The 20,908-nt window shown below is 69.5% G+C and carries 21 protein-coding genes; 15 read left to right on the top strand and 6 right to left on the bottom strand.

Features of this window, described 5'->3' with window-relative positions; genetic code table 11:
* Window positions 1–11: 11 nt before the first annotated feature.
* Window positions 12–725, top strand: coding sequence for a hypothetical protein (locus ACIQBL_RS34305; RefSeq protein ID WP_401948880.1), 714 nt, complete (start codon window positions 12–14; stop codon window positions 723–725).
* A gap of 25 nt (window positions 726–750) precedes the next feature.
* Here the strand turns inward: ACIQBL_RS34305 and ACIQBL_RS34300 are convergent, their stop codons facing one another.
* The 3 genes from ACIQBL_RS34300 to ACIQBL_RS34290 all read right to left on the bottom strand — a co-directional run bounded on the left by ACIQBL_RS34300 (window position 751) and on the right by ACIQBL_RS34290 (window position 4,374).
* Window positions 751–1,128: a hypothetical protein gene (locus tag ACIQBL_RS34300; protein ID WP_401948877.1), complete on the bottom strand. Its 378-nt coding sequence runs from the start codon at window positions 1,126–1,128 to the stop codon at window positions 751–753.
* A gap of 121 nt (window positions 1,129–1,249) precedes the next feature.
* Entirely contained in the window at window positions 1,250–3,298 is a 2,049-nt protein-coding gene (locus ACIQBL_RS34295; protein WP_401948874.1) for a TIM-barrel domain-containing protein, read from the bottom strand.
* A 62-nt stretch (window positions 3,299–3,360) separates the two neighbouring features.
* On the bottom strand, window positions 3,361–4,374 hold the full coding sequence (locus tag ACIQBL_RS34290; protein ID WP_401948871.1) for a LacI family DNA-binding transcriptional regulator: 1,014 nt from the start codon (window positions 4,372–4,374) through the stop codon (window positions 3,361–3,363).
* 253 nt (window positions 4,375–4,627) lie between these two features.
* Between ACIQBL_RS34290 and ACIQBL_RS34285 the strand changes: the two genes are divergently transcribed.
* Together ACIQBL_RS34285 and ACIQBL_RS34280 are read left to right on the top strand one after the other, a co-directional pair.
* A complete protein-coding gene (locus tag ACIQBL_RS34285; RefSeq protein WP_401948869.1) occupies window positions 4,628–5,437 on the top strand; it encodes an endo-1,4-beta-glucanase in 810 nt (269 codons plus the stop codon).
* A 111-nt stretch (window positions 5,438–5,548) separates the two neighbouring features.
* Complete coding sequence (locus ACIQBL_RS34280; RefSeq protein WP_401948867.1) at window positions 5,549–7,480, top strand: acyl-CoA dehydrogenase family protein; 1,932 nt, start codon at window positions 5,549–5,551, stop codon at window positions 7,478–7,480.
* A gap of 7 nt (window positions 7,481–7,487) precedes the next feature.
* Here the strand turns inward: ACIQBL_RS34280 and ACIQBL_RS34275 are convergent, their stop codons facing one another.
* Window positions 7,488–7,937, bottom strand: a complete 450-nt coding sequence (locus ACIQBL_RS34275) for a lamin tail domain-containing protein (protein ID WP_401948864.1) — start codon at window positions 7,935–7,937, stop codon at window positions 7,488–7,490.
* A 188-nt stretch (window positions 7,938–8,125) separates the two neighbouring features.
* Between ACIQBL_RS34275 and dxr the strand changes: the two genes are divergently transcribed.
* The 3 genes from dxr (at window position 8,126) to ispG (ending at window position 12,024) form a co-directional block, all read left to right on the top strand.
* Window positions 8,126–9,397, top strand: coding sequence for a 1-deoxy-D-xylulose-5-phosphate reductoisomerase (gene dxr / locus ACIQBL_RS34270; RefSeq protein WP_401948861.1), 1,272 nt, complete (start codon window positions 8,126–8,128; stop codon window positions 9,395–9,397).
* An 8-nt stretch (window positions 9,398–9,405) separates the two neighbouring features.
* Window positions 9,406–10,698: a M50 family metallopeptidase gene (locus ACIQBL_RS34265; RefSeq protein WP_401949611.1), complete on the top strand. Its 1,293-nt coding sequence runs from the start codon at window positions 9,406–9,408 to the stop codon at window positions 10,696–10,698.
* A 168-nt stretch (window positions 10,699–10,866) separates the two neighbouring features.
* Entirely contained in the window at window positions 10,867–12,024 is a 1,158-nt protein-coding gene (ispG, locus tag ACIQBL_RS34260; protein WP_401948858.1) for a flavodoxin-dependent (E)-4-hydroxy-3-methylbut-2-enyl-diphosphate synthase, read from the top strand.
* Window positions 12,025–12,226: 202 nt separating this feature from the next.
* Here the strand turns inward: ispG and ACIQBL_RS34255 are convergent, their stop codons facing one another.
* Complete coding sequence (locus ACIQBL_RS34255) at window positions 12,227–12,703, bottom strand: ATP-binding protein (RefSeq protein WP_401948855.1); 477 nt, start codon at window positions 12,701–12,703, stop codon at window positions 12,227–12,229.
* 134 nt (window positions 12,704–12,837) lie between these two features.
* Between ACIQBL_RS34255 and ACIQBL_RS34250 the strand changes: the two genes are divergently transcribed.
* From ACIQBL_RS34250 to ACIQBL_RS34230, 5 genes are all read left to right on the top strand, one after another.
* Entirely contained in the window at window positions 12,838–13,683 is an 846-nt protein-coding gene (locus ACIQBL_RS34250; RefSeq protein WP_401948853.1) for a helix-turn-helix domain-containing protein, read from the top strand.
* Entirely contained in the window at window positions 13,680–13,943 is a 264-nt protein-coding gene (locus tag ACIQBL_RS34245; RefSeq protein WP_401948851.1) for a DUF397 domain-containing protein, read from the top strand. The genes ACIQBL_RS34250 and ACIQBL_RS34245 overlap by 4 nt, the downstream gene beginning before the upstream one ends.
* An 88-nt stretch (window positions 13,944–14,031) precedes the next feature.
* Window positions 14,032–14,880 carry a GNAT family N-acetyltransferase gene (locus tag ACIQBL_RS34240; RefSeq protein ID WP_401948848.1) on the top strand — a complete coding sequence of 283 codons (849 nt, stop codon included), beginning with the start codon at window positions 14,032–14,034 and terminating at the stop codon, window positions 14,878–14,880.
* 103 nt (window positions 14,881–14,983) lie between these two features.
* Window positions 14,984–15,547 (top strand): GNAT family N-acetyltransferase, encoded by a 564-nt coding sequence (locus ACIQBL_RS34235; protein ID WP_401948846.1) that lies wholly within the window; start codon window positions 14,984–14,986, stop codon window positions 15,545–15,547.
* 73 nt (window positions 15,548–15,620) lie between these two features.
* Window positions 15,621–17,324: a proline--tRNA ligase gene (locus tag ACIQBL_RS34230; RefSeq protein WP_401948843.1), complete on the top strand. Its 1,704-nt coding sequence runs from the start codon at window positions 15,621–15,623 to the stop codon at window positions 17,322–17,324.
* 66 nt (window positions 17,325–17,390) lie between these two features.
* Here ACIQBL_RS34230 and ACIQBL_RS34225 read toward each other — a convergent pair whose 3' ends face one another.
* Window positions 17,391–17,837: a hypothetical protein gene (locus tag ACIQBL_RS34225; RefSeq protein WP_401948840.1), complete on the bottom strand. Its 447-nt coding sequence runs from the start codon at window positions 17,835–17,837 to the stop codon at window positions 17,391–17,393.
* A gap of 15 nt (window positions 17,838–17,852) precedes the next feature.
* Between ACIQBL_RS34225 and ACIQBL_RS34220 the strand changes: the two genes are divergently transcribed.
* From ACIQBL_RS34220 to ACIQBL_RS34205, 4 genes are read left to right on the top strand one after another with little or no spacing between them, the layout of a single operon-like run.
* Window positions 17,853–18,827, top strand: coding sequence for an FAD:protein FMN transferase (locus ACIQBL_RS34220; RefSeq protein WP_401948837.1), 975 nt, complete (start codon window positions 17,853–17,855; stop codon window positions 18,825–18,827).
* Window positions 18,824–19,405 carry a ferric reductase-like transmembrane domain-containing protein gene (locus ACIQBL_RS34215; protein ID WP_401948834.1) on the top strand — a complete coding sequence of 194 codons (582 nt, stop codon included), beginning with the start codon at window positions 18,824–18,826 and terminating at the stop codon, window positions 19,403–19,405. Before ACIQBL_RS34220 ends, ACIQBL_RS34215 begins: the two co-directional genes overlap by 4 nt.
* Window positions 19,402–20,622 (top strand): NADH-ubiquinone oxidoreductase-F iron-sulfur binding region domain-containing protein, encoded by a 1,221-nt coding sequence (locus ACIQBL_RS34210; RefSeq protein WP_401948831.1) that lies wholly within the window; start codon window positions 19,402–19,404, stop codon window positions 20,620–20,622. The genes ACIQBL_RS34215 and ACIQBL_RS34210 overlap by 4 nt, the downstream gene beginning before the upstream one ends.
* A 2-nt stretch (window positions 20,623–20,624) precedes the next feature.
* Entirely contained in the window at window positions 20,625–20,906 is a 282-nt protein-coding gene (locus tag ACIQBL_RS34205; protein WP_401948828.1) for a ferredoxin, read from the top strand.
* The last annotated feature ends 2 nt before the right edge of the window (window positions 20,907–20,908 follow it).

Here is a 20,908-nt window from a genome sequence, read left to right as displayed (position 1 = left end):
GAAGGGACACCATGGCAACACGCAAGCTGGGCCGCGCTCTTACGGCCGTTCTCGCCCCCGCCCTCGCGCTCGGTGCCACCGTCGGCCTCGCCTCGGCCCCCGCCTCCGCCGCCGTCTGGAGCTCCTGCGACCAGTGGGGCACCACGACCCTGAACGGCTACACGCTCTACAACGACATCTGGGGCTCCGGCGCCGGCAGCCAGTGCATCTGGGCCAACTCCGGTACCAACTGGGGCGTCAACGCCAACCACCCCAACACCGGCGGCATCAAGTCCTACCCCAACGCCAAGAAGGTGATCAACAAGTCGATCACCTCGCTCGGTTCGCTCAAGAGCAGCTACAACGTCACGGTGCCGTCGTCCGGCGCGTACAACACGTCGTACGACATCTGGGACACCAACTACGCCTACGAGATCATGCTCTGGGTCAACAAGACCGGAGCGGTCGGCCCGCTCGGCACCTCGCAGGGCAGTCTGACGCTGGGCGGTTCCACCTGGACCGTCTACAAGGGCAACAACGGCAGCAACGACGTGTTCTCGTTCGTGCGCAGCTCCAACTCGACGTCCGGGACGGTCGACATCCTGCCGATCCTCAAGTGGATCAAGGACACCAAGGGCTGGTTCGGCAACGTGACCATCGGAGACCTCCAGTTCGGCTTCGAGATCACGTCCTCCTCCGGCGGCCTGGACTTCACCACCAACAGCGAGAGCGTCACCAGTAGTTGACCCACCCGGCAGTTCGGTAGGTCGCTCAGCCGCCCGGTCCTCGTACTCCGCGAGGGCCGGGCGGCTCCGCCATGACGAGTCCGGCGACCCAGCAGCCGAGGGCGGCCAGGGTGAGGCCGCCCACCGCTGGGTTGAGGTAACCGGGGACCGTGTCGGCGACGTAGCTGCCGCCGCCCGACGTCTCGCAGACGAACCGGAGCGGGACGAAGTCGACCGAGTAGTCCGTGACGCTCAGGACCTTCTTGTCGTACTGCCAGCCGTTCGTGCGGCAGGGCCGCAGGGGTGACGAGTCGGTGCCACCGTCCTCCGCCTGCAGCACCGCGCCGACGACAAGGAGCAGACCCCAGAGATAGAGGGCGAACGCGGCGAGGCCCGCAGCGGTGGCCAGCTTGCGTAACACCATCGGAGGAGTTCAGCAGAACAAGATCGGCACGGCTGTGACGGAGGCCACAGTTCCGCGCAAAGGAAGCGTCACGGCAGGGAGGGGAGGCCGCTCTCGTCGCCGAACTCCCCTCCCCGCACCGCTACTCCGCCACAGGCAACGCCGCCCCGTCCCGCAGGAACAGCGGGATGCGGTCCAGCGGGGCGTCGACCGTCACGGCCGTACCGCCCTCGTACGGCTCGCCCGTCCACGCGTCCGTCCACCACGCGCCCGCAGGGAGATACGCCGTACGGACCGTGGCGCCCGCCGTCAGCACCGGCGCGACCAGCAGGTCCGGGCCGAAGAGGTACGCGTCGTCGACCGACCAGGACGCCGGGTCGTCGGGGAACTCCAGGAACAGCGGCCGCATCACCGGCAGCCCCTCCTCGTGCGCGGCCCGCATCACATCGAGGACATACGGCTTCAGGCGCTCGCGCAGCCGCAGGTACTTCTCCAGGATCGGCAGGGCCCGATCGCCGTACGACCAGACCTCGTTGGGGCCGCCGGTCATGTCGGGTCCCAGCGGCATGCCCGGGTCGCGGAAGCCGTGCAGACGCATCAGCGGGGACAGCGCGCCGAACTGGAACCAGCGGACCATGACCTCCTGGTACGCCGGGTCGTCCGGGTCGCCGCCGTGGAAGCCGCCGATGTCCGTGTTCCACCAAGGGATGCCGGACAGTGCGGTGTTGAGACCCGCGGCGATCTGGCGGCGCAGGGTCGGGAAGTCGGTGCCGATGTCACCCGACCAGAGCGCGGCGCCGTAGCGCTGACTGCCCGCCCACGCCGAGCGGTTGAGGGTGATGATCTCGTCGTCGCCCGAGCCCGAGGCCCGCAACCCCTCATAGAACGTACGGGAGTTCTCGGCCGGGTAGAGGTTGCCGACCTCCAGGCCCGGTCCCGCCCAGTAGCGCAGGTTCTCCTGGAAGCCCGGCTTCAGCTCGGGCTCGCAGGCGTCCAGCCAGAAGGCCGTGATGCCGTACGGCACAAGGTAGTTGTCGCGGATCCTCGACCACAGGAACGCGCGGGCCTCGGGGTTCGTGGCGTCGTAGAAGGCGACCTGGACGGTCGAGGCGACCCCCTTGTCCGGCCAGTCGGCGTGGGCCATCGGCCCGTACTGGGTGCCGATGAGGTATCCGCGTTGTTCCAGTACCGAGTGGTTCTCGCTGAGGGGCGACACCGACGGCCAGACGCTCACCACCAACTTCACGCCCATGTCGGCGAGTTCGGCGACCATCGCCGCCGGGTCGGGCCACTCGGCCGGGTCGAACTTCCAGTCGCCCAGGTGCGTCCAGTGGAAGAAGTCGCAGACGATCGCCGAGAGGGGCAGCTCCCGGCGCTTGTACTCCCGTGCCACGGCGAGGAGTTCGGCCTGCGTGCGGTAGCGCAGCTTGCACTGCCAGAAGCCCGCCGCCCACTTCGGCAGCATCGGCGTACGGCCCGTCACCGCGCTGTAGCGGCGCTGGCCGTCGGCCGGGTCGCCCGCGGTGATCCAGTAGTCGATCTGCCGGGCCGAATCGGCCACCCAGCGCGTGCCGTTGCCGGCCAGCTCCACGCGGCCGATCGCCGGGTTGTTCCACAGCAGGGTGTAGCCGCGGCTGGAGACGAGCACCGGGATGCCCACCTCGGCGTTGCGCTGGACCAGGTCGAGGACCAGCCCCTTCTGGTCCAACCGCCCGTGCTGGTGCTGGCCGAGGCCGTACAGCTTCTCGTCCTCGTACGCGGCGAACCGCTGCTCCAGGCGGTGATGGCCGTTGCCGACCGCCGTGTAGAGGCGCGAGCCGGGCCACCAGAAGTGGGCGCGGGCCTCCGCGAGGAGTTCGGCGGAGTCGTCGGTGCGCAGGAAGCGGACCAGGCCCTCGGCGTCGACGTGGACGGTCAACGCGCCCACGGTCAGGGTCCCTTGACCGTCCTCGATCTTGACCGTCGCCCCGGTGGGCGGTGCCTCGTCCAGGAGTGCGCCGGGCAGCCCGTCGAGCAGCGGACCGCCGAGCCGGGCCCTGACCCGGACCGCGTCGGGCCCCCACGGCTCGATCCGCAATGTCTCCTGACGCCCGCTCCACTCCAGGGCGCCGTCCCGCTCGCGGAACGTTCCGACGGTGGGGGAGGACTGCGCGAGACTGACCTCGGACTGGATTACGGCAGGCTGATTCACGAGGAGCGCTCCTGGAGGACGTCAGAAGGGGGTAACCGCACAAACACGGGGAGCGTGGCTGGTCAAGAAGCCGACGGTGCCGGTCCCGTACTCGCCCGCACCGTCAACTCGGGAGAGATCAGCACGACTTCGTCGCTGCCGCGCCCGTCCAGCTTGGCCACCAGGTGCTCCACGGCGTAACGGCCCATCTCCTGCGCGGGGATGGCGACGGACGTCAGTCGCACCGAGGCCTGGGTGGCGACCTGGTCGGGGCAGACCGCGACCACCGACACGTCCTCCGGCACGGCCCGGCCCTGCTGGCGCAGCAGGGCGAGCAGCGGCTCGACCGCCGACTCGTTCTGCACGACGAAGCCCGTGGTGCCGGGGCGCTCGTCGAAGATCCGGGCCAGGGTCGTCGTCATCGCGTCGTACCCGCCCTCGCACGGCCTGTGCAGCACCCGCAGGCCCAACTCCCTCGCCCTGGACCGGAGTCCGTCGAGGGTGCGTTCGGCGAAACCGGTGTGCCGTTCGTAGACCGCGGGTGCCTCGCCGATGACAGCGATGTCGTGGTGACCGAGCTTGGCGAGGTGTTCGACGCACAGCGCGCCGGTCGCCCCGAAGTCCAGGTCGACGCAGGTCAGTCCGGTGGTGTCGGCGGGGAGGCCGATCAGCACGGACGGCTGGTCGGTGCCGCGCAGCAACGGCAGCCGCTCGTCGGCGAGTTCGACGTCCATCAGGATCATCGCGTCGGCGAGTCCGCTGCCGGTGACCCGGCGGACCGCGTCGGGACCCTCCTCGCCGGTGAGCAGCAGCACGTCGTAGCCGTGCAGGCGGGCGGTGGTCGCCACGGCGATGGCGATCTCCATCATCACCGGCACGTACATGTCCGTGCGCAGCGGCACCATCAGCGCGATGATGTTCGACTTGCTGCTGGCGAGGGCGCGGGCCCCCGCGTTCGGGTGGTAGCCCAGCTCGCGGATGCTCTGCTCGACCCGCTGCCGGGTGGCTCCGGAGATGGACCGCTTGCCGCTGAGGACATAGCTCACCGTGCTCGCCGAGACTCCGGCGTGCTGGGCGACCTCGGCGAGGGTGACCATCCAGCTCTCCAAGCTTTGTGAAGCGCTTCGACAGTGCGCGTTGCTGACAAGGGCGAGTGAGGGTGGTTCGACATTAGCTTCAGGCGGTGTGGGTGTCCATAGGTTGTCGAAGCGCTTCGACACTTTCTCCGGACATCGAACAGAACGACATTCTCCGCACAGGAAGGCAACCTCGGGGCGGGTCGGCGACCACTGAGAGGTCGTAACGGCCGCTGACGGGCCGTAGACGAACCGTCCCCCGGAAGGACCCCCGATGCAACACCGCAGACCCCGCCTCTCGAAGAAGGCGAAGGTGCTCGCCGCCGCCGCGGTCGCCCTTACGGCCGTCGCCGGTGTCACCGTCGCCCAGGCGGGTGAGTCGGGCAAGAAGTGCACGGCCGACGACACGGTCACGCTCGGCAAGTACTACGTCAACAACAACCAGTGGGGCCGGGACAAGGCCACTGGCAGCCAGTGTGTGTGGGACAACTCCCAGTCGGGGTCGACCATTTCGTGGGGCACGTCCTTCAGCTGGGCCAACAGCGGCAAGGGCACGGACGCGGACGTGAAGACGTTCGCCAGTACCGTCCTCGGCTGGCACTGGGGCTGGAAGGTCGACAAGGCGACCACCGGACTGCCGGTCCGGGTCGGCGACCGCAAGCCCGTGAGGACGACCTGGGACTTCGCGCTCAGCGGCAACCCCGGCACGCTCGACGTCGCCTACGACCTGTGGCTGCACTCCAAGAACACCGCCGACTGGGCGGACCAGCCCACCGACGAGATCATGATCTGGCTCAACCGGCAGGGCGGCGCGGGCCCGCTCGGCACCAAGTACGGCAGCGTCAGCCTCGACGGCGCCATGTGGGACATCTACCAGGGCAACATCGGCTGGAACGTGTACTCCTTCGTCCGCCGGGCCAACACCACCAAGGCCACGCTCGACATCGACGACTTCACGCAGGCACTGGTCCGCCGCAAGCTGCTCAGCAACGACAAGTACGTCTCCGGCATCGAGTCCGGCACCGAGGTCTTCAAGGGCTCGGGGCGCCTTGACACGAAGGCGTACTCCGTCGACATCGGCTGAACGGCTGCGCGAAGGGTGGCCGCTTCGCGGCGGATCGGGTACATACGAACGGGTAGCACCCATCGGTAACCACAAGGGACCGAGGTCCCGATTCGCGGCGAGGTGAGCCTCATGTCCGCTCCACCCAGCAAACCGACCGTCTCCGAACGCGAGGCCCGCCAGGTGGCGGAGGCCGCCCGGGAACAGGACTGGCGCAAGCCCAGCTTCGCCAAGGAACTGTTCCTCGGCCGCTTCCGGCTCGACCTCATCCACCCCCACCCGCTCCCGCCGGACGACGACGTCCGGCGCGGCGAGGAGTTCCTCGCGAAGCTGCGCGCCTTCTGCGAGACGCAGATCGACTCCGCCCGCATCGAACGCGAGGCCCGCATCCCCGACGAGGTCATCGCAGGTCTCAAGGAACTCGGCGCCCTCGGCATGAAGATCGACACCAAGTACGGCGGTCTCGGTCTCACCCAGGTGTACTACAACAAGGCGCTGGCCCTCGCGGGCTCGGCCAGCCCGGCGGTCGGCGTGCTGCTCTCCGCGCACCAGTCGATCGGCGTACCGCAGCCGCTGAAGCTGTTCGGCACGGACGAGCAGAAGGCGGAGTTCCTGCCCCGCTGCGCCCGCACCGACATCAGCGCCTTCCTGCTCACCGAACCGGACGTCGGCTCCGACCCGGCGCGCCTCGCGACCAGCGCGGTGCCCGACGGGGACTCCTACGTCCTCGACGGGGTGAAGCTCTGGACCACCAACGGCGTGATCGCCGACCTCCTGGTCGTGATGGCCCGGGTGCCGAAGAGCGAGGGCCACAAGGGCGGCATCACGGCCTTCGTCGTGGAGACCGACTCGCCCGGCATCACCGTCGAGAACCGCAACGCCTTCATGGGCCTGCGGGGCATCGAGAACGGCGTCACCCGCTTCCACCAGGTCCGGGTCCCGGCGGCCCACCGCATCGGCCCCGAGGGCGCGGGCCTGAAGATCGCCCTCACCACCCTCAACACGGGCCGCCTCTCGCTCCCCGCGTCCTGCGTCGCCGCCGGCAAGTGGTGCCTGAAGATCGCCCGCGAGTGGTCGGCGGCCCGTGAGCAGTGGGGCAGGCCGATCGCCGAGCACGAGGCGGTGGGCGCGAAGATCTCCTTCATCGCGGCGACGACCTTCGCCCTGGAGGCCGTACTCGACCTGTCCTCGCAGATGGCCGACGAGGACCGCAACGACATCCGTATCGAGGGCGCGCTGGCCAAGCTCTTCTCCTCCGAGATGGGCTGGCTCATGGCCGACGAGTTGGTCCAGATCCGCGGCGGCCGGGGCTTCGAGACCGCCGAATCCCTCGCGGCCCGCGGCGAGAAGGCGGTCCCCGCCGAACAGGTCCTGCGCGACCTCCGTATCAACCGCATCTTCGAGGGCTCGACGGAGATCATGCAGCTCCTCATCGCCCGCGAGGCCGTCGACGCCCACCTCAAGGTCGCCGGGGACCTCATCGACCCGGACAAGTCCCTGTCCGACAAGGCGAAGGCGGGCGCCAACGCGGGCGTGTTCTACGCCAAGTGGCTCCCGAAGCTGGTCGCGGGCAACGGTCAACTCCCGCGCACCTACGGTGAGTTCCGCCACGAAGTCGACCTCTCCCGGCACCTTCGCTACGTCGAGCGGGGCGCCCGCAAGCTGGCCCGCTCCACCTTCTACGCCATGTCCCGCTGGCAGGGCCGCATGGAGACCAAGCAGGGCTTCCTGGGCCGGATCGTCGACATCGGGGCGGAGTTGTTCGCGATGAGCGCGGTCTGCGTACGGGCCGAACTCCTGCGCACCCAGGGCGAACACGGCCGCGAGGCCTACCAACTCGCCGACGCCTTCTGCGCCCAGTCCCGCATCCGCGTCGAGGAACTCTTCGGCCGCCTGTGGACCAACACCGACGACCTCGACCGCAAGGTGGTCAAGGGCGTCATGGGCGGCGCGTACACCTGGCTGGAGGAGGGCATCGTCGACCCGTCGGGCGAGGGCCCGTGGATCGCCGACGCGACCCCCGGACCCAGCAAGCTGGACAACGTGCACCGACCCGTCAACTGACCCCGGATCAGCAGTACTTGTCGCTCGGATCCCGCGTCGTCCAGGAGCAGGTGTCGACCTTGCTGCCGCTCGCTCTGGTCAGCGTCGCCGTGTCGCTGGTGTTGTTCCAGACGTAGGCGGCGCGGTTCTGGAACGTGTTCGACGCGGTGTCCGTGCCCTTGCCGGTGTGCACCTTGATGTACTTGCCGGCGCCGATCTTGATGTTCTTGAAGGCGTACCGGTGGTTCGAGACGTCCTTGAGGATCCACCCCTTGAGGGAGATCGCCGACCGGCTGGTGTTCTTGATCTGCACCCACTCGCCGTTCAGGCTCGTGTTGGACCGGTTGTCCGAGCCCGGGCTGTCGAACCAGACGTGGTAGATCGTGACCCCGCCGGCGGCCTCGGCCGGGGTGCTCAGGAGTGTGCCGGTGAGTATCGCGGCGCCCGCGAGCGCGGGCAGGGCAGTGCGTATCCGCATGGAGAATCCCCCCAGGATGTCGTCCACGCGCCGGTCGTCCACCGGCGCAGGACTGAAGTGTTATCACACGACCTTCACGCCGTATTCACAAAGGGGGATTTCCCTTCAATCACCGACGAGAGCCGATAAGCCACCCGAGCGAGGGAACCGCTGTCCCCCCGGCCACCCGATGCGGCAACAATGGAGGGATGAGCGACAGTCCAGCACCCCTCGCCGACCCACATCTCGTCTACGACCCCGTCGTGGGCGACGGTCCCAGGGCCCTGGTGATCCTGGGGTCCACCGGGTCCATCGGCACCCAGGCCATCGACCTCGTGCGGCGCAACCCGGACCGCTTCCGGGTCACCGCCCTCTCCGCCAACGGCGGCCGGGTCGGGCTGCTGGCCGAGCAGGCGTACCAGCTCAGGGTGCGGACCGTCGCGGTCGCCCGCGAGGACGTCGTACCGGCACTGAGGGAGGCCCTTTCGGCGCGGTACGGCGCGGGGGAGCCGCTGCCCGAGATCCTGGCCGGTCCCGACGCGGCCACGCAGCTCGCGGGCTCCCCGGACTGCCACACCGTGCTGAACGGCATCACCGGGTCCATCGGCCTCGCGCCCACCCTCGCCGCCCTGGAGGCGGGCCGCGTCCTCGCGCTCGCCAACAAGGAGTCGCTCATCGTCGGCGGCCCGCTGGTGAAGGCGCTCGCCAAGCCCGGCCAGATCATCCCGGTGGACTCCGAGCACGCGGCGCTCTTCCAGGCGCTCGCCGCCGGTACCCGCGCCGATGTCCGCAAGCTCGTCGTCACCGCGTCCGGCGGCCCCTTCAGGGGTCGTACGAAGGCGGACCTGGCGCGGGTGACCGTGGAAGAGGCCCTCGCGCACCCCACCTGGGCCATGGGCCCGGTGATCACGATCAATTCCGCGACCCTGGTGAACAAGGGGCTCGAAGTGATCGAGGCGCACCTGTTGTACGACATTCCCTTCGATCGCATTGAGGTGGTCGTGCACCCGCAGTCGTATATCCACTCGATGGTGGAATTCACGGACGGTTCGACACTCGCCCAGGCGACGCCCCCCGACATGCGCGGGCCGATCGCCATCGGGCTCGGCTGGCCCGAGCGGGTCCCGGACGCGGCGCCCGCGTTCGACTGGAGCAAGGCGTCGACGTGGGAGTTCTTCCCGCTCGACACCGAGGCGTTCCCCTCGGTCGGCCTCGCCCGGCACGTGGGACAGCTCGCGGGCACCGCCCCGGCGGTGTTCAATGCGGCCAACGAGGAGTGCGTGGAGGCGTTCCGCGCGGGCGCGCTGCCGTTCAACGGAATCATGGAGACGGTGACACGGGTGGTCGAGGAACACGGGACACCGGCCGCGGGAACTTCGCTGACCGTGTCCGACGTCCTTGAAGCGGAGACCTGGGCACGCGCCCGGGCCCGCGAACTGACAGCGCAGACGACCACGGCGAACGCGGAGGCCCGCGCATGACAGCCCTGATGATGATCCTCGGCATAGTCGTCTTCGCGGTCGGCCTGCTGGTCTCGATCGCCTGGCACGAGCTGGGGCATCTGTCCACGGCGAAGCTCTTCGGCATCCGGGTGCCCCAGTACATGGTCGGCTTCGGCCCGACCGTCTGGTCCCGGAAGAAGGGCGACACCGAGTACGGGTTCAAGGCCATCCCGTTCGGCGGTTACATCCGCATGATCGGCATGTTCCCGCCAGGCCCCGACGGCAGGATCGAGGTCCGCTCCACCTCGCCCTGGCGCAGCATGATCGAGGACGCCCGTTCGGCGGCCTTCGAGGAGCTGGAGCCCGGCGACGAGTCCCGCCTGTTCTACACACGCAAGCCCTGGAAACGGGTCATCGTGATGTTCGCGGGCCCGTTCATGAACCTGATCCTGGCGGTGGCGCTCTTCCTCACCGTCCTGATGGGCTTCGGCATCTCGCAGCAGACCAACACGGTCAGCTCGGTCTCCCAGTGCGTCATCGCGCAGAGCCAGAACCGCGACACCTGCAAGAAGTCCGACCCGGCCTCCCCGGCGGCGGCGGCGGGCCTCAAGGCCGGCGACAAGATCCTCAGCTTCAACGGCGTCAAGACCACGGACTGGAACAAACTCTCCGACCTGATCCGCGCCGCCCCCGGCAAGACGGTCCCGATCGTCGTCGACCGCAAGGGCCAGGACGTCACCCTGCACGCGAAGATCGCCTCCAACCAGGTCGCCAAGAAGGACTCCAGCGGCCAGATCGTGCAGGGCCAGTACGTCACCGCCGGCTTCCTCGGCTTCAGCGCGGCCACCGGCATCGTCCGCCAGGACCTCGGCGACTCGGTCACCTGGATGACCGACCGCATGGGCGAGGCCGTCGACTCCATCGCGGCCCTCCCCGGCAAGATCCCGGCCCTGTGGAACGCGGCCTTCGACGGCGCCCCCCGCCAGGCCGACTCCCCGATGGGCGTGGTCGGCGCGGCCCGCGTAGGCGGCGAGATCTTCACCCTGGACATCCCGCCGACCCAGCAACTGGCCATGGCCCTGATGCTGGTAGCCGGCTTCAACCTCTCACTCTTCCTCTTCAACATGCTCCCGCTGCTCCCGCTCGACGGCGGGCATGTCGCGGGCGCCCTGTGGGAGTCGCTGCGGCGGAACCTGGCGAAGGTGCTCAAGCGCCCGGACCCGGGCCCGTTCGACGTGGCGAAGCTGATGCCGGTCGCCTATGTGGTGGCGGGGCTCTTCGTCTGCTTCACGTTGCTCGTCCTCGTGGCGGACGTGGTCAACCCGGTGAAAATCTCCTAGTAACCCCTGGTTCATGGCGGCCTCGCATTCCTTGTGCGGGGCCGCCCTCCAATGGGTGGGTTTACCGGCGGGATGTGCTCGGGCCCGCACAGGTGACGTAATCTCGAAGCCTGGAGCCCGTTGTTCCGGGACCGGGGCCTTGATCCACGACTTGGGGTTGCACAGCAGATGACTGCGATTTCTCTCGGCATTCCGTCCGTTCCGACCAGGCTCGCCGAGCGCCGCAAGAGCCGGCAGATCCAGGTCGGGTCCGTGGCGGTCGGCGGTGACGCGCCGGTGTCCGTGCAGTCCATGACGACCACCCGTACGTCGGACATCGGCGCCACGCTCCAGCAGATCGCCGAGCTGACCGCGTCCGGCTGCCAGATCGTCCGCGTGGCCTGCCCCACGCAGGACGACGCCGACGCGCTCTCCACCATCGCCCGCAAGTCGCAGATCCCGGTCATCGCGGACATCCACTTCCAGCCGAAGTATGTGTTCGCCGCGATCGAGGCCGGCTGCGCGGCGGTCCGCGTCAACCCGGGCAACATCAAGCAGTTCGACGACAAGGTCAAGGAGATCGCGCGCGCCGCGAAGGACCACGGCACCCCGATCCGCATCGGCGTGAACGCGGGCTCGCTGGACAGCCGGCTGCTGAAGAAGTACGGCAAGGCGACCCCCGAGGCGCTGGCCGAGTCCGCCCTCTGGGAAGCGTCCCTCTTCGAGGAGCACGGCTTCCAGGACATCAAGATCTCGGTGAAGCACAACGACCCGGTCGTGATGGTCGAGGCGTACCGCCAGCTTGCCGCCCAGTGCGACTACCCGCTGCACCTCGGCGTGACGGAGGCGGGCCCGGCGTTCCAGGGCACGATCAAGTCGGCCGTGGCCTTCGGCGCCCTCCTCTCCCAGGGCATCGGCGACACCATCCGCGTCTCGCTCTCCGCGCCCCCGGTCGAGGAGGTCAAGGTCGGCAACCAGATCCTGGAGTCGCTGAACCTCAAGCCCCGCCGCCTGGAGATCGTGTCGTGCCCGTCCTGTGGTCGCGCCCAGGTCGACGTGTACAAGCTGGCCGAGGAGGTCACGGCGGGCCTTGAGGGCATGGAGGTCCCGCTGCGGGTCGCGGTCATGGGCTGTGTCGTCAACGGTCCCGGCGAGGCCCGCGAGGCCGACCTCGGCGTCGCTTCCGGCAACGGCAAGGGCCAGATCTTCGTGAAGGGCGAGGTCATCAAGACCGTGCCCGAGTCGAAGATCGTGGAGACGCTGATCGAGGAGGCGATGAAGATCGCCGAGCAGATGGAGGCGGACGGCGTCGCCTCCGGCGAGCCCTCGGTGTCGATCGCGGGCTGAGGCCTTTTCCCGGGTCTTCGCCGTGGGGCGGTGTACGGGGATGCCCGGTGCCGGGGGGTGGGGCACGGAAATGTGACACTCGGGGCTGAAGTGTCACATTTCTGCGGGGAGGGTCTGCTCTGGATGGCAGCGGCAAGGGGCCGTACCGCTCAAGTTCGAAGCCCGCTTCCCCCTCTTCCGTGGACTGTGCCCCGGCATCCCCTCAGGTGGTGCCGGGGCACAGGTGTACGTCCGCCCAGACCGATTTCCCGGGAGCACGCGTCACAACGCCCCAACGAGTGGCGAGTGCCTCGACCAACACCAGCCCGCGCCCCGATTCGCCGTCCCCCGGGTCCTGGCGCTGCGGTTCGGGCAGCCGTTCACCACGGGTGTCGGTGACCTCCAGACGGAGGACGTACGGCGTTCCGGGCGACGACGGCACTTCGATGAGGCGCAGGTGGAAGTCCCGCCCGGGGACGTGCCCGTGCCGCACGGCGTTCGCGACCAGCTCGGCGGCGATCAGCGTGACCGTTTCGTTGGCGGGACCGTCGTAGGGGTGACCCCAGTCGTGCAGCCGGTGGGAGACAAGCCGCCTGGCGAGTCGTGCGCCGCGCGGGGTGGACGTGAACCGCATCGCGAACTCGTGCAGGGGCGCCGGGAGTTGTGGCATATGCCGGTCCAGGGGAGTCGGTGACTTCATGCCACCACGCTCCCGCCTCGTGCGTAGCGTTGAACAGCGGCGACGCCGTGACCGTCACGCGTTGTACGCGTACGGCGGCCAGTTGTACGCGTGTGAGCCGTGACCGGCGGTGGGGTGAGGGCAATGAGGTGTGCATGAGCGAAGAAGAAGCAGCAGCTGAGGGGGAAGCGCCGGAGGCGGAGGCGGGTTCGGGGGTACTGCATGTCTTCGGGCGGCAGTTGAAGCGGTTCCGGGTGCGGGCGGGGATGGAGCGTGCGCAACTCGGGGCGCTCACCGGGTACTCGGCGTCGACGATTGCCTCGTACGAGCAGGGGAGGCGGATTCCATCCGGGAGGTTTATCGCGCAGGCTGATGAAGTGCTGGGCGCGGAGGGGGTGTTGAGCGAGTTCATCGAGGATATGGAGAGGGCGCAGTATCCGGCGTTCTTCCAGGATGCGGCGGCGCTGGAGAAGAAGGCGGTCGCGCTGCACTTCTTCGCCGTGCAGGGAGTTCCCGGTCTGTTGCAGACGGAGGAGTACGCGCGGGCGGTGTTCACCATGCGGCGGCCCCTGCTGGACGAGGTGACCATCGAGCAGCGGGTGGAGGCGCGGTTGGCGCGGCAGAAGGTATTCGCCCAGAAACCGGAGCCCACCATGTCCTTCGTGATGGAGGAGTCCGTCGTGCGCAAGCGCCTGGGCGGATCGGCCGTCTGGCGGGGGCAGTTGGAGCAGATCCTGCTCGTCGGTGAGCGCCGCCATGTACAGATCCAGATCATGCCGGACGCCCGCGAGGAGCATGCCGCGCTGGCTGGTCCGTTCAGCTTGATCGAGACGGAGAAAGGGCGCAGGATCGCCTACGTGGAGGCGCACCGGCACAGCCGCCTCTTCACCGACCGCACGACGGTCAGGGAGTTGGAGGAGCAGTACAGCCTCCTGCGGGCCCAGGCCCTGACCCCGCGCGAATCGCTGGCCCTCGTAGAGAAGTTGCTGGGAGAGACATGAACGTCGAAGAGTCGTCCAGGCTGTTGTGGTTCAAGAGCAGCTACAGCAGCGGCGACGGCGGCGAATGCGTCGAGGTCGCGCTCGCCTGGCACAAATCCAGCTACAGCAGTGGCGAGGGCGGCGAATGCGTAGAGATCGCCCCCTGCCCCACCACCATCCACGTACGAGACTCCAAGCGGCTCCCCGAAGACGGCGGACCCGTCCTCGCCCTCGCCCCCACCACCTGGCAGGCGTTCCTGGGGCTCGCGTCCCGGGGATGACATGGCCGGGGCCCCCGTCGGGCGGCGAGTCTTGACTTCGCCGGGTAAAGTGCGGAGATCAGCAGTCCCCAGGGTGAGGCTCCCGTACGTGTTGACCCAGACCACCTCTCGGGTGCTCGAACCGAGCGACCTGGACGCCGCGCTCGCCGTACTGGACCGCGAGCCGGTCACGAACGCCTTCGTGACCTCGCGGGTGCAGGTCGCGGGCCTGGACCCGTGGCGGCTCGGCGGCGAGATGTGGGGCTGGTACGAGGACGGCATGCTGACGTCCCTCTGCTACGCGGGCGCCAACCTCGTCCCGATCTGCGCGACCCCCAGGGCCGTCCGCGCCTTCGCCGACCGCGCCCGCCGGGCCGGCCGCCGCTGCTCCTCCATCGTCGGCCCCGCCGAGGCCACCGCCCAGCTGTGGCGGCTCCTCGAACCCAGCTGGGGTCCGGCCCGCGAGGTCCGCGCCCACCAGCCCCTCATGGTCGCCGACCGCATGCCCGCCGACATCGCCCCCGACCCGTATGTCCGCCGCATCCGCAAGGACGAGATGGACACGATCATGCCGGCGTGCGTGGCGATGTTCACCGAGGAGGTGGGCGTCTCCCCACTGGCCGGCGACGGCGGCCTCCTCTACCAGGCCCGAGTCGCCGAACTCGTGGGCTCCGGCCGCTCGTTCGCCCGTCTCGACGAGTACGGCAAGGTCGTCTTCAAGGCGGAGATCGGCGCCGCGACACCCAAGGCCTGCCAGATCCAGGGCGTCTGGGTGGCCCCCCAGTACCGGGGCATGGGCGTGGCGGCCCCCGCGATGGCAGCGGTACTGCGCTACGCGCTGGCGGACGTGGCCCCGGTGGTCAGCCTCTACGTCAACGACTTCAACACACCGGCGAGAAGGGCGTACCTGAGGGTGGGCTTCCAAGAGGTCGGCGCCTTCATGAGCGTCCTCTTCTGAAACACGCTGAGGGGCGACCCCCAAGGGGCGCGGGGAACTGCGCGAGCAACCACAACCGGCCCGCACCCGAAAGACAACCGTCACACCCCTGTACTCTCCCCACATGCGATTTCCCGGTCACGGTCACCGCCACCCCCAAGACGTCGTGATCGGCCCCCTGGACCTCTCGGCCCACGTAGACGAAGCCCTAGCCGTTCAGGCCCTCGCATTCGGCCTAGGCGCAGACGAGGTAGCCGTACGTAGGCAAATCGTCCTGCGCCACATGACCTACCCAGGTGCAAGAGCCCTTGGTGCCACCTCAGCGGAGCGCCTCGTCGGTTTCGTCTACGGCATGCCCAACAACCGCACCCACTGGTGGTCCACGGTCGTAGAGCCGTACCTCCGCACCGGCGGCCACGACACCTGGCTCGACGACTCCTTCGTGATCACCGAGCTGCACGTCCACCCGCACTACCAGAACCGCGGCGTCGGCCGTTCCCTGATCACCACCATCACGGACGCCGCCACCGAACCCCGCTCGATCCTCTCCGCGATCGACACCGACAGCCCGGCCCGCGGCCTCTACCGTTCCCTCGGCTACGAGGACCTCGCCCGCCAGGTCCTGTTCCCCAGCGCCCCGAAGCCGTACGCCGTGATGGGCGCCCCCCTGCCGCTCCGCCGCCGCTAACCGATTTCCACCGGCACAGCGAGCCCGGCTAACCTCCTAGCCATCACCCTTTCCCGGCAGGAGTACAGGAACCATGGCGAACGCACCGGTCCAGCGCATGTCCCAGTTGATGGCGAAGACGCTGCGCGACGACCCGGCGGACGCCGAGGTCCTGAGTCACAAGCTGCTCGTGCGGGCCGGTTACGTCCGCCGTACGGCGGCCGGTATCTGGTCCTGGCTGCCCCTCGGCAAGAAGGTCCTCTCGAACGTCGAGCGGATCGTGCGCGAGGAGATGGACGCGATCGGCGCCCAGGAGGTGCTGCTTCCCGCGATCCTGCCCCGGGAGCCGTACGAGGCGACCGGCCGCTGGGAGGAGTACGGCCCCGAACTGTTCCGCCTCCAGGACCGCAAGGGCGGTGACTACCTCCTCGGCCCCACCCACGAGGAGATCTTCACGCTGATCGTGAAGGACCAGGCGTCCTCCTACAAGGACCTGCCCGTCATCCTCTACCAGATCCAGAACAAGTACCGCGACGAGGCCCGCCCCCGCGCCGGCATCCTGCGTGGCCGCGAGTTCCTGATGAAGGACTCGTACTCCTTCGACACGGAGGACGAGGGCCTCGCCAAGTCGTACGCCCTGCACCGCGAGGCCTACCAGAAGGTGTTCGCGCGCCTGGGCCTCGACTACCGCATCTGCGCCGCCACCGCGGGCGCGATGGGCGGCTCCAAGTCGGAGGAGTTCCTCGCCCCCGCCGAGGCCGGCGAGGACACCTTCGCGGACTGCCCGAACTGCGACTTCGCCGCCAACACCGAAGCGATCACCTACGAGTTGAAGCCCGCGGACGCCACCGGCGTGCCCGCGCTCGAAGAGATCCCCACCCCGGACACCCCCACCATCGAGACCCTCGCCGCCCACCTCGGCGTAGAGGCCTCCGCCACCCTGAAGAACCTCCTGGTGAAGGTCGACGGCGAGATCGTGGCCGTCGGCGTCCCCGGTGACCGCGAGGTCGACCTCGGTAAGGTCGAGGCCCATTTCGCCCCCGCCGCAGTCGAGTTGGTGACGGCGGAGGACTTCACCGGCCGCCCCGACCTGGTGCGCGGGTACGTAGGTCCGCAGGGCCTCGGCGAGAAGGTCACGTACATCGCCGACCCGCGTGTGGCCCCCGGCACGGCATGGATCACCGGCGCCAACAAGGAGGGCACGCACGCCAAGAACGTCGTCGTGGGCCGTGACTTCGAGGTCGGCGAGTACGTCGACGTCGTGGTCGTGCAGGAGGGCGACCCCTGCCCCAAGTGCGGCACCGGCCTCAAGCTCGACCGCGCGATCGAGATCGGCCACATCTTCCAGCTGGGCCGCAAGTACGCCGACGCCCTCAAGCTCGACGTCCTCGGCCAGCACGGCAAGCCGGTCCGCGTGACCATGGGCTCCTACGGCATCGGCGTCTCCCGCGCGGTCGCCGCCCTCGCCGAGCAGACCGCCGACGACAAGGGCCTGTGCTGGCCCGCCGAGGTCGCCCCGGCCGACGTCCACGTCGTCGCCGCCGGCAAGGCCCTGCAGACCGAACTCGCCCTCGACGTCTCGGAGAAGCTGCGCGCGGCCGGCCTGCGCGTCCTGGTCGACGACCGGGCCGGGGTCTCCCCGGGCGTGAAGTTCACCGACTCGGAGCTGATCGGCGTACCGAAGATCCTGGTCGCGGGCCGCCGCTCCGCCGAGGGCGTCCTGGAGCTCAAGGACCGCAGGAGCGGCGAGCGCGAGGAACTGACCGTCGACGAGGCGATCGCCCGCCTCACCGCGTAAGGCTTGTTGAAGCCTCAAGCAATTTAAGATTCCTCTCAGAGAGTTCTCGGGAGGCGTATGGGCGCCTCACAGACTTCTCTCAGGCTGTTCCCCGACCGTAGTGAGTGACAGAGAGTCACTGCGGAGGGGAACGGTCATGACAGTCAAGGAGCGTGGGGCCGCTGCGGCGGTCCGCAGAGGCAAGCGGCGCATCGCGGCGGCCACGGCAGCGGTCACGCTGGCCGCGGCGGCCGGGGTGTTCGCCCTGGTCGGCACGATGCAGTCGGCCGCGGAGGCGGACACGACGGCGAGCAGCACGGGCACGACCAGCTCGTCGTCGTCCTCGACACCGTCGCCGTCCGCCTCTGCTTCCACCTCGTCCACGTCGGACAGCTCGACCTCTTCATCGACTTCATCCTCCTCATCTTCTTCGCCGTCGTCTTCTTCGTCCTCGTCCTCGTCCTCGTCCTCGTCGGACCTCCAGTCGTCCTCGTCCGGTGTGACGTCGTCCTCCGGCAGCTCCACCGACTCCACGTCGGGAGCGTCGTGATGACCACAGCGATCCCGCGCACAGCGCCCCCGCGCACGACGGCCGCCGCCGACTGGCACGCCCTGGGGACCAGCGTCCGGCTGGTCGTCACCGACCCGGCCCTGCTGGACTCCTGCAACCTGCTCCTCGCCCGGCACCTCGCCGAGGTCGACGCGGCCTGCAGCCGGTTCCGTTCCGACTCCGAACTGGCCGCGCTCGACGCCTCGTCGGGCCGCCCGGTCACCGTGAGCCCGCTGCTCGCCGAGGCCCTGGCGGTCGCCCTGCGCGCCGCCGAGGCGACGGACGGAGCGGTGGACCCCACGGTCGGCTCGGCGATGAACGCGATCGGCTACGACCGCGACTTCACCCTCGTCCGCGAGGACGACCGCCCGATCCGGCTCACCGTGAAGCGGGCCCCGGGCTGGCGCATGATCGACCTGGACCGTACGACGGGCACGGTGACCGTCCCGGCCGGCATCCGTCTGGACCTCGGTGCCACGGCGAAGGCCTGGGCCGCCGACAGGGCCGTCGCGATGCTCGCGGAGGTGGCCGGCTGCGGAGTGCTGGTGAGCCTCGGCGGCGACACGGCGATCGCGGGGGAGCCCCCGGCCGGCGGCTGGAACATCCGGGTCCAGGACATCACCGGCTCTGTCGACGAGACCCCCTCCCACGGCACCTACGCCACGGTCGCCCTGCGCTCCGGCGGCCTCGCCACCTCGGGCACCGCCGCCCGCAACTGGCGCCGGGGCGGCCACGAGCTGCACCACATCGTCGACCCGCGCACCGGCCTCCCCGTCCGCAGCCCCTGGCGCACGGTCTCGGTCGCCGCCGCGACGAGCGCCGACGCCAACGCGGCGAGCACGGCGTCCCTGGTCAAGGGCGCGGGCGCCGAACGCTGGCTGACCCGCCTCGGCCTCCCTGCCCGCCTGGTCGCGCAGGACGGCACGGTCGTCACGACCCCGGGCTGGCCCACACACTCGGTGGCCGCCGCATGAGTTCCGAGACCCTCTGGTACGCCAACCGCGCCACCGGCGCCGTCTGCCTCGTCCTGTTCACGGTCGTGGTCCTGCTCGGCATCGCGGTCCGCCTGCGCACCCGGCTCCCCGGCCTGCCCCGCTTCGGCACGGTGAACCTGCACCGCACCCTCTCCCTCTCCGCGACCGCCTTCCTGGCCCTGCACATCGCGATGGCGGTGATCGACGGCTACGTGAACATCACCGTCGTGGACGCGGTCGTCCCCTTCGTCTCCGACTACGAACCCTTCTGGCTCGGCCTCGGCACGGTCGCCCTCGACCTGATGCTCGCGGTCCTGGTCACCAGCCTCCTCCGGGAACGCATCGGACACCGAGCCTGGCGCACCGTCCACTGGCTGGCCTACGCCTCCTGGCCGGTCGCCCTGATCCACGGCATCGGCATCGGCACGGACACCGGCACCGACTGGATGACCTGGCTGACCGTGTCCTGCGTGGCCGCCGTGGTCGCCGCCTTCGGCATCCGCCTGGCCCACTCCGCCCGCGCCGCCCGCCGCACCCCCGCAGCCCTGCTCCGCACAGCCGAAGGAGCCCGCTCATGACCACCACGACCTTCACCGACGTCTACATGTCCCCCCGCCTCCTCGCCCCCGGCGGCAGCGCGGCCGACCTCGCCACCCACGAACAGCGCTACGGCCGACTGTCCTACGGCGATCCCGACGCCCTCCTCAGAACCGTCGCCGAATCCGGCCTCACCGGCCGCGGAGGCGCCGCGTTCCCGATGTACCGCAAGCTGGTCGCGGTCGCCGACGCGAGCCGCCGCACCGGCCGCGCAGCCGTGGTCGTAGCGAACGGCGCGGAAGGCGAACCGGCCAGCCGCAAGGACAAGACACTCCTGCGCCTCTCTCCCCATCTGGTCCTGGACGGCCTGCAGTTGGCGGCGCGGGCAGTGGGCGCGGGGGAGGTCCACCTGGCGGTGGAGGACGGCGCGTCCTACCTGGAGGCGGCCCTGACCCAACGCAACGACCCCCTGCCCGTACGGGTCCTCCGCCTGCCCAAACGCTTCTTGTCCGGCCAGGCCTCGGCCCTCGCGCAATACGTCTCCGGGAACGCCCCGTTGCCCCGCCACCAGCGCCCGCCGGTCCGCGAACGCGGAGTGCACAAGGCCCCCACCCTCGTCCAGAACGTGGAGACCCTGGCCCACCTGGCCCTGGTGGCCCGCTACGGCGCCGACTGGTTCCGCACCGCCGGCACCCCCGCCCAGCCGGGCAGCACACTGTGCACCCTGCACGTGCCGGGCCGCGAAGTCCGCGTGGTGGAAGCCCCGTTCGGCCTGCCACTGAACAGACTGCTGCCTCTCCAAGGAACATCCGCAGTACTGGTCGGCGGTTACCACGGCACCTGGATTCCATCCACCGAGGCGGCCCAACGCACCCTGAACGCGGCCGACTTGGGGGCAGGCGTCCTGGCAGCCCTCCCAGCAGACCGCTGCGGAGTGGCCGAAACCGCCCGCGTCCTGCGCTACTTGGCCCTCCAGTCGGCCGGCCAGTGCGGCCCCTGCCTCAACGGCCTCCCGCGCATCGCCTCCGCCTTCCAGACCCTCGCCACGCCCGGCCCCCAGGGCAACACCCGCCAGGACGTGGCCCGTTGGTCGGGCCTGGTCGAGGGCCGGGGCGCCTGCCACCACCCCGACGGCACGGTCCGCCTGGTCCGCAGCGCCCTGACCACGTTCGCGGCCGAACTCGACGCCCACGCAAGGGGATTGTGCACGGCGACCAGCACCACACCCCTGCTCCCGATCCCGAACGAGGCCCACTGACCATGGACCAACAACAGATCGACATCGACTGGACGTCCTGCCAGGCCCATGGCCTGTGCGCCGAACTCCTCCCCGACCACATCACGTTGGACGAGTGGGGCTACCCGCTGGTGGATGGTTCCCCAATACCGCCCCGCACCCTGAAACGGGCCCGCAGAGCAGCATCAGACTGCCCAGTCCTAGCCTTGAAACTAGGGCGCGTATTGAGTCGTGATCAATGGGTGGTTCGGGTGAGGTCCTTGAGCCAGATCATCGAGGCGCGCAGGTGTAGGCCGGCGAGGTAGCT

It is taken from the genome of Streptomyces sp. NPDC088350, from assembly GCF_044753545.1.
Lineage (GTDB): Bacteria > Actinomycetota > Actinomycetes > Streptomycetales > Streptomycetaceae > Streptomyces.
The sequence above is the reverse complement of the archived record's forward strand: the minus strand, read 5'-3'. Positions and strand labels throughout refer to the sequence as shown.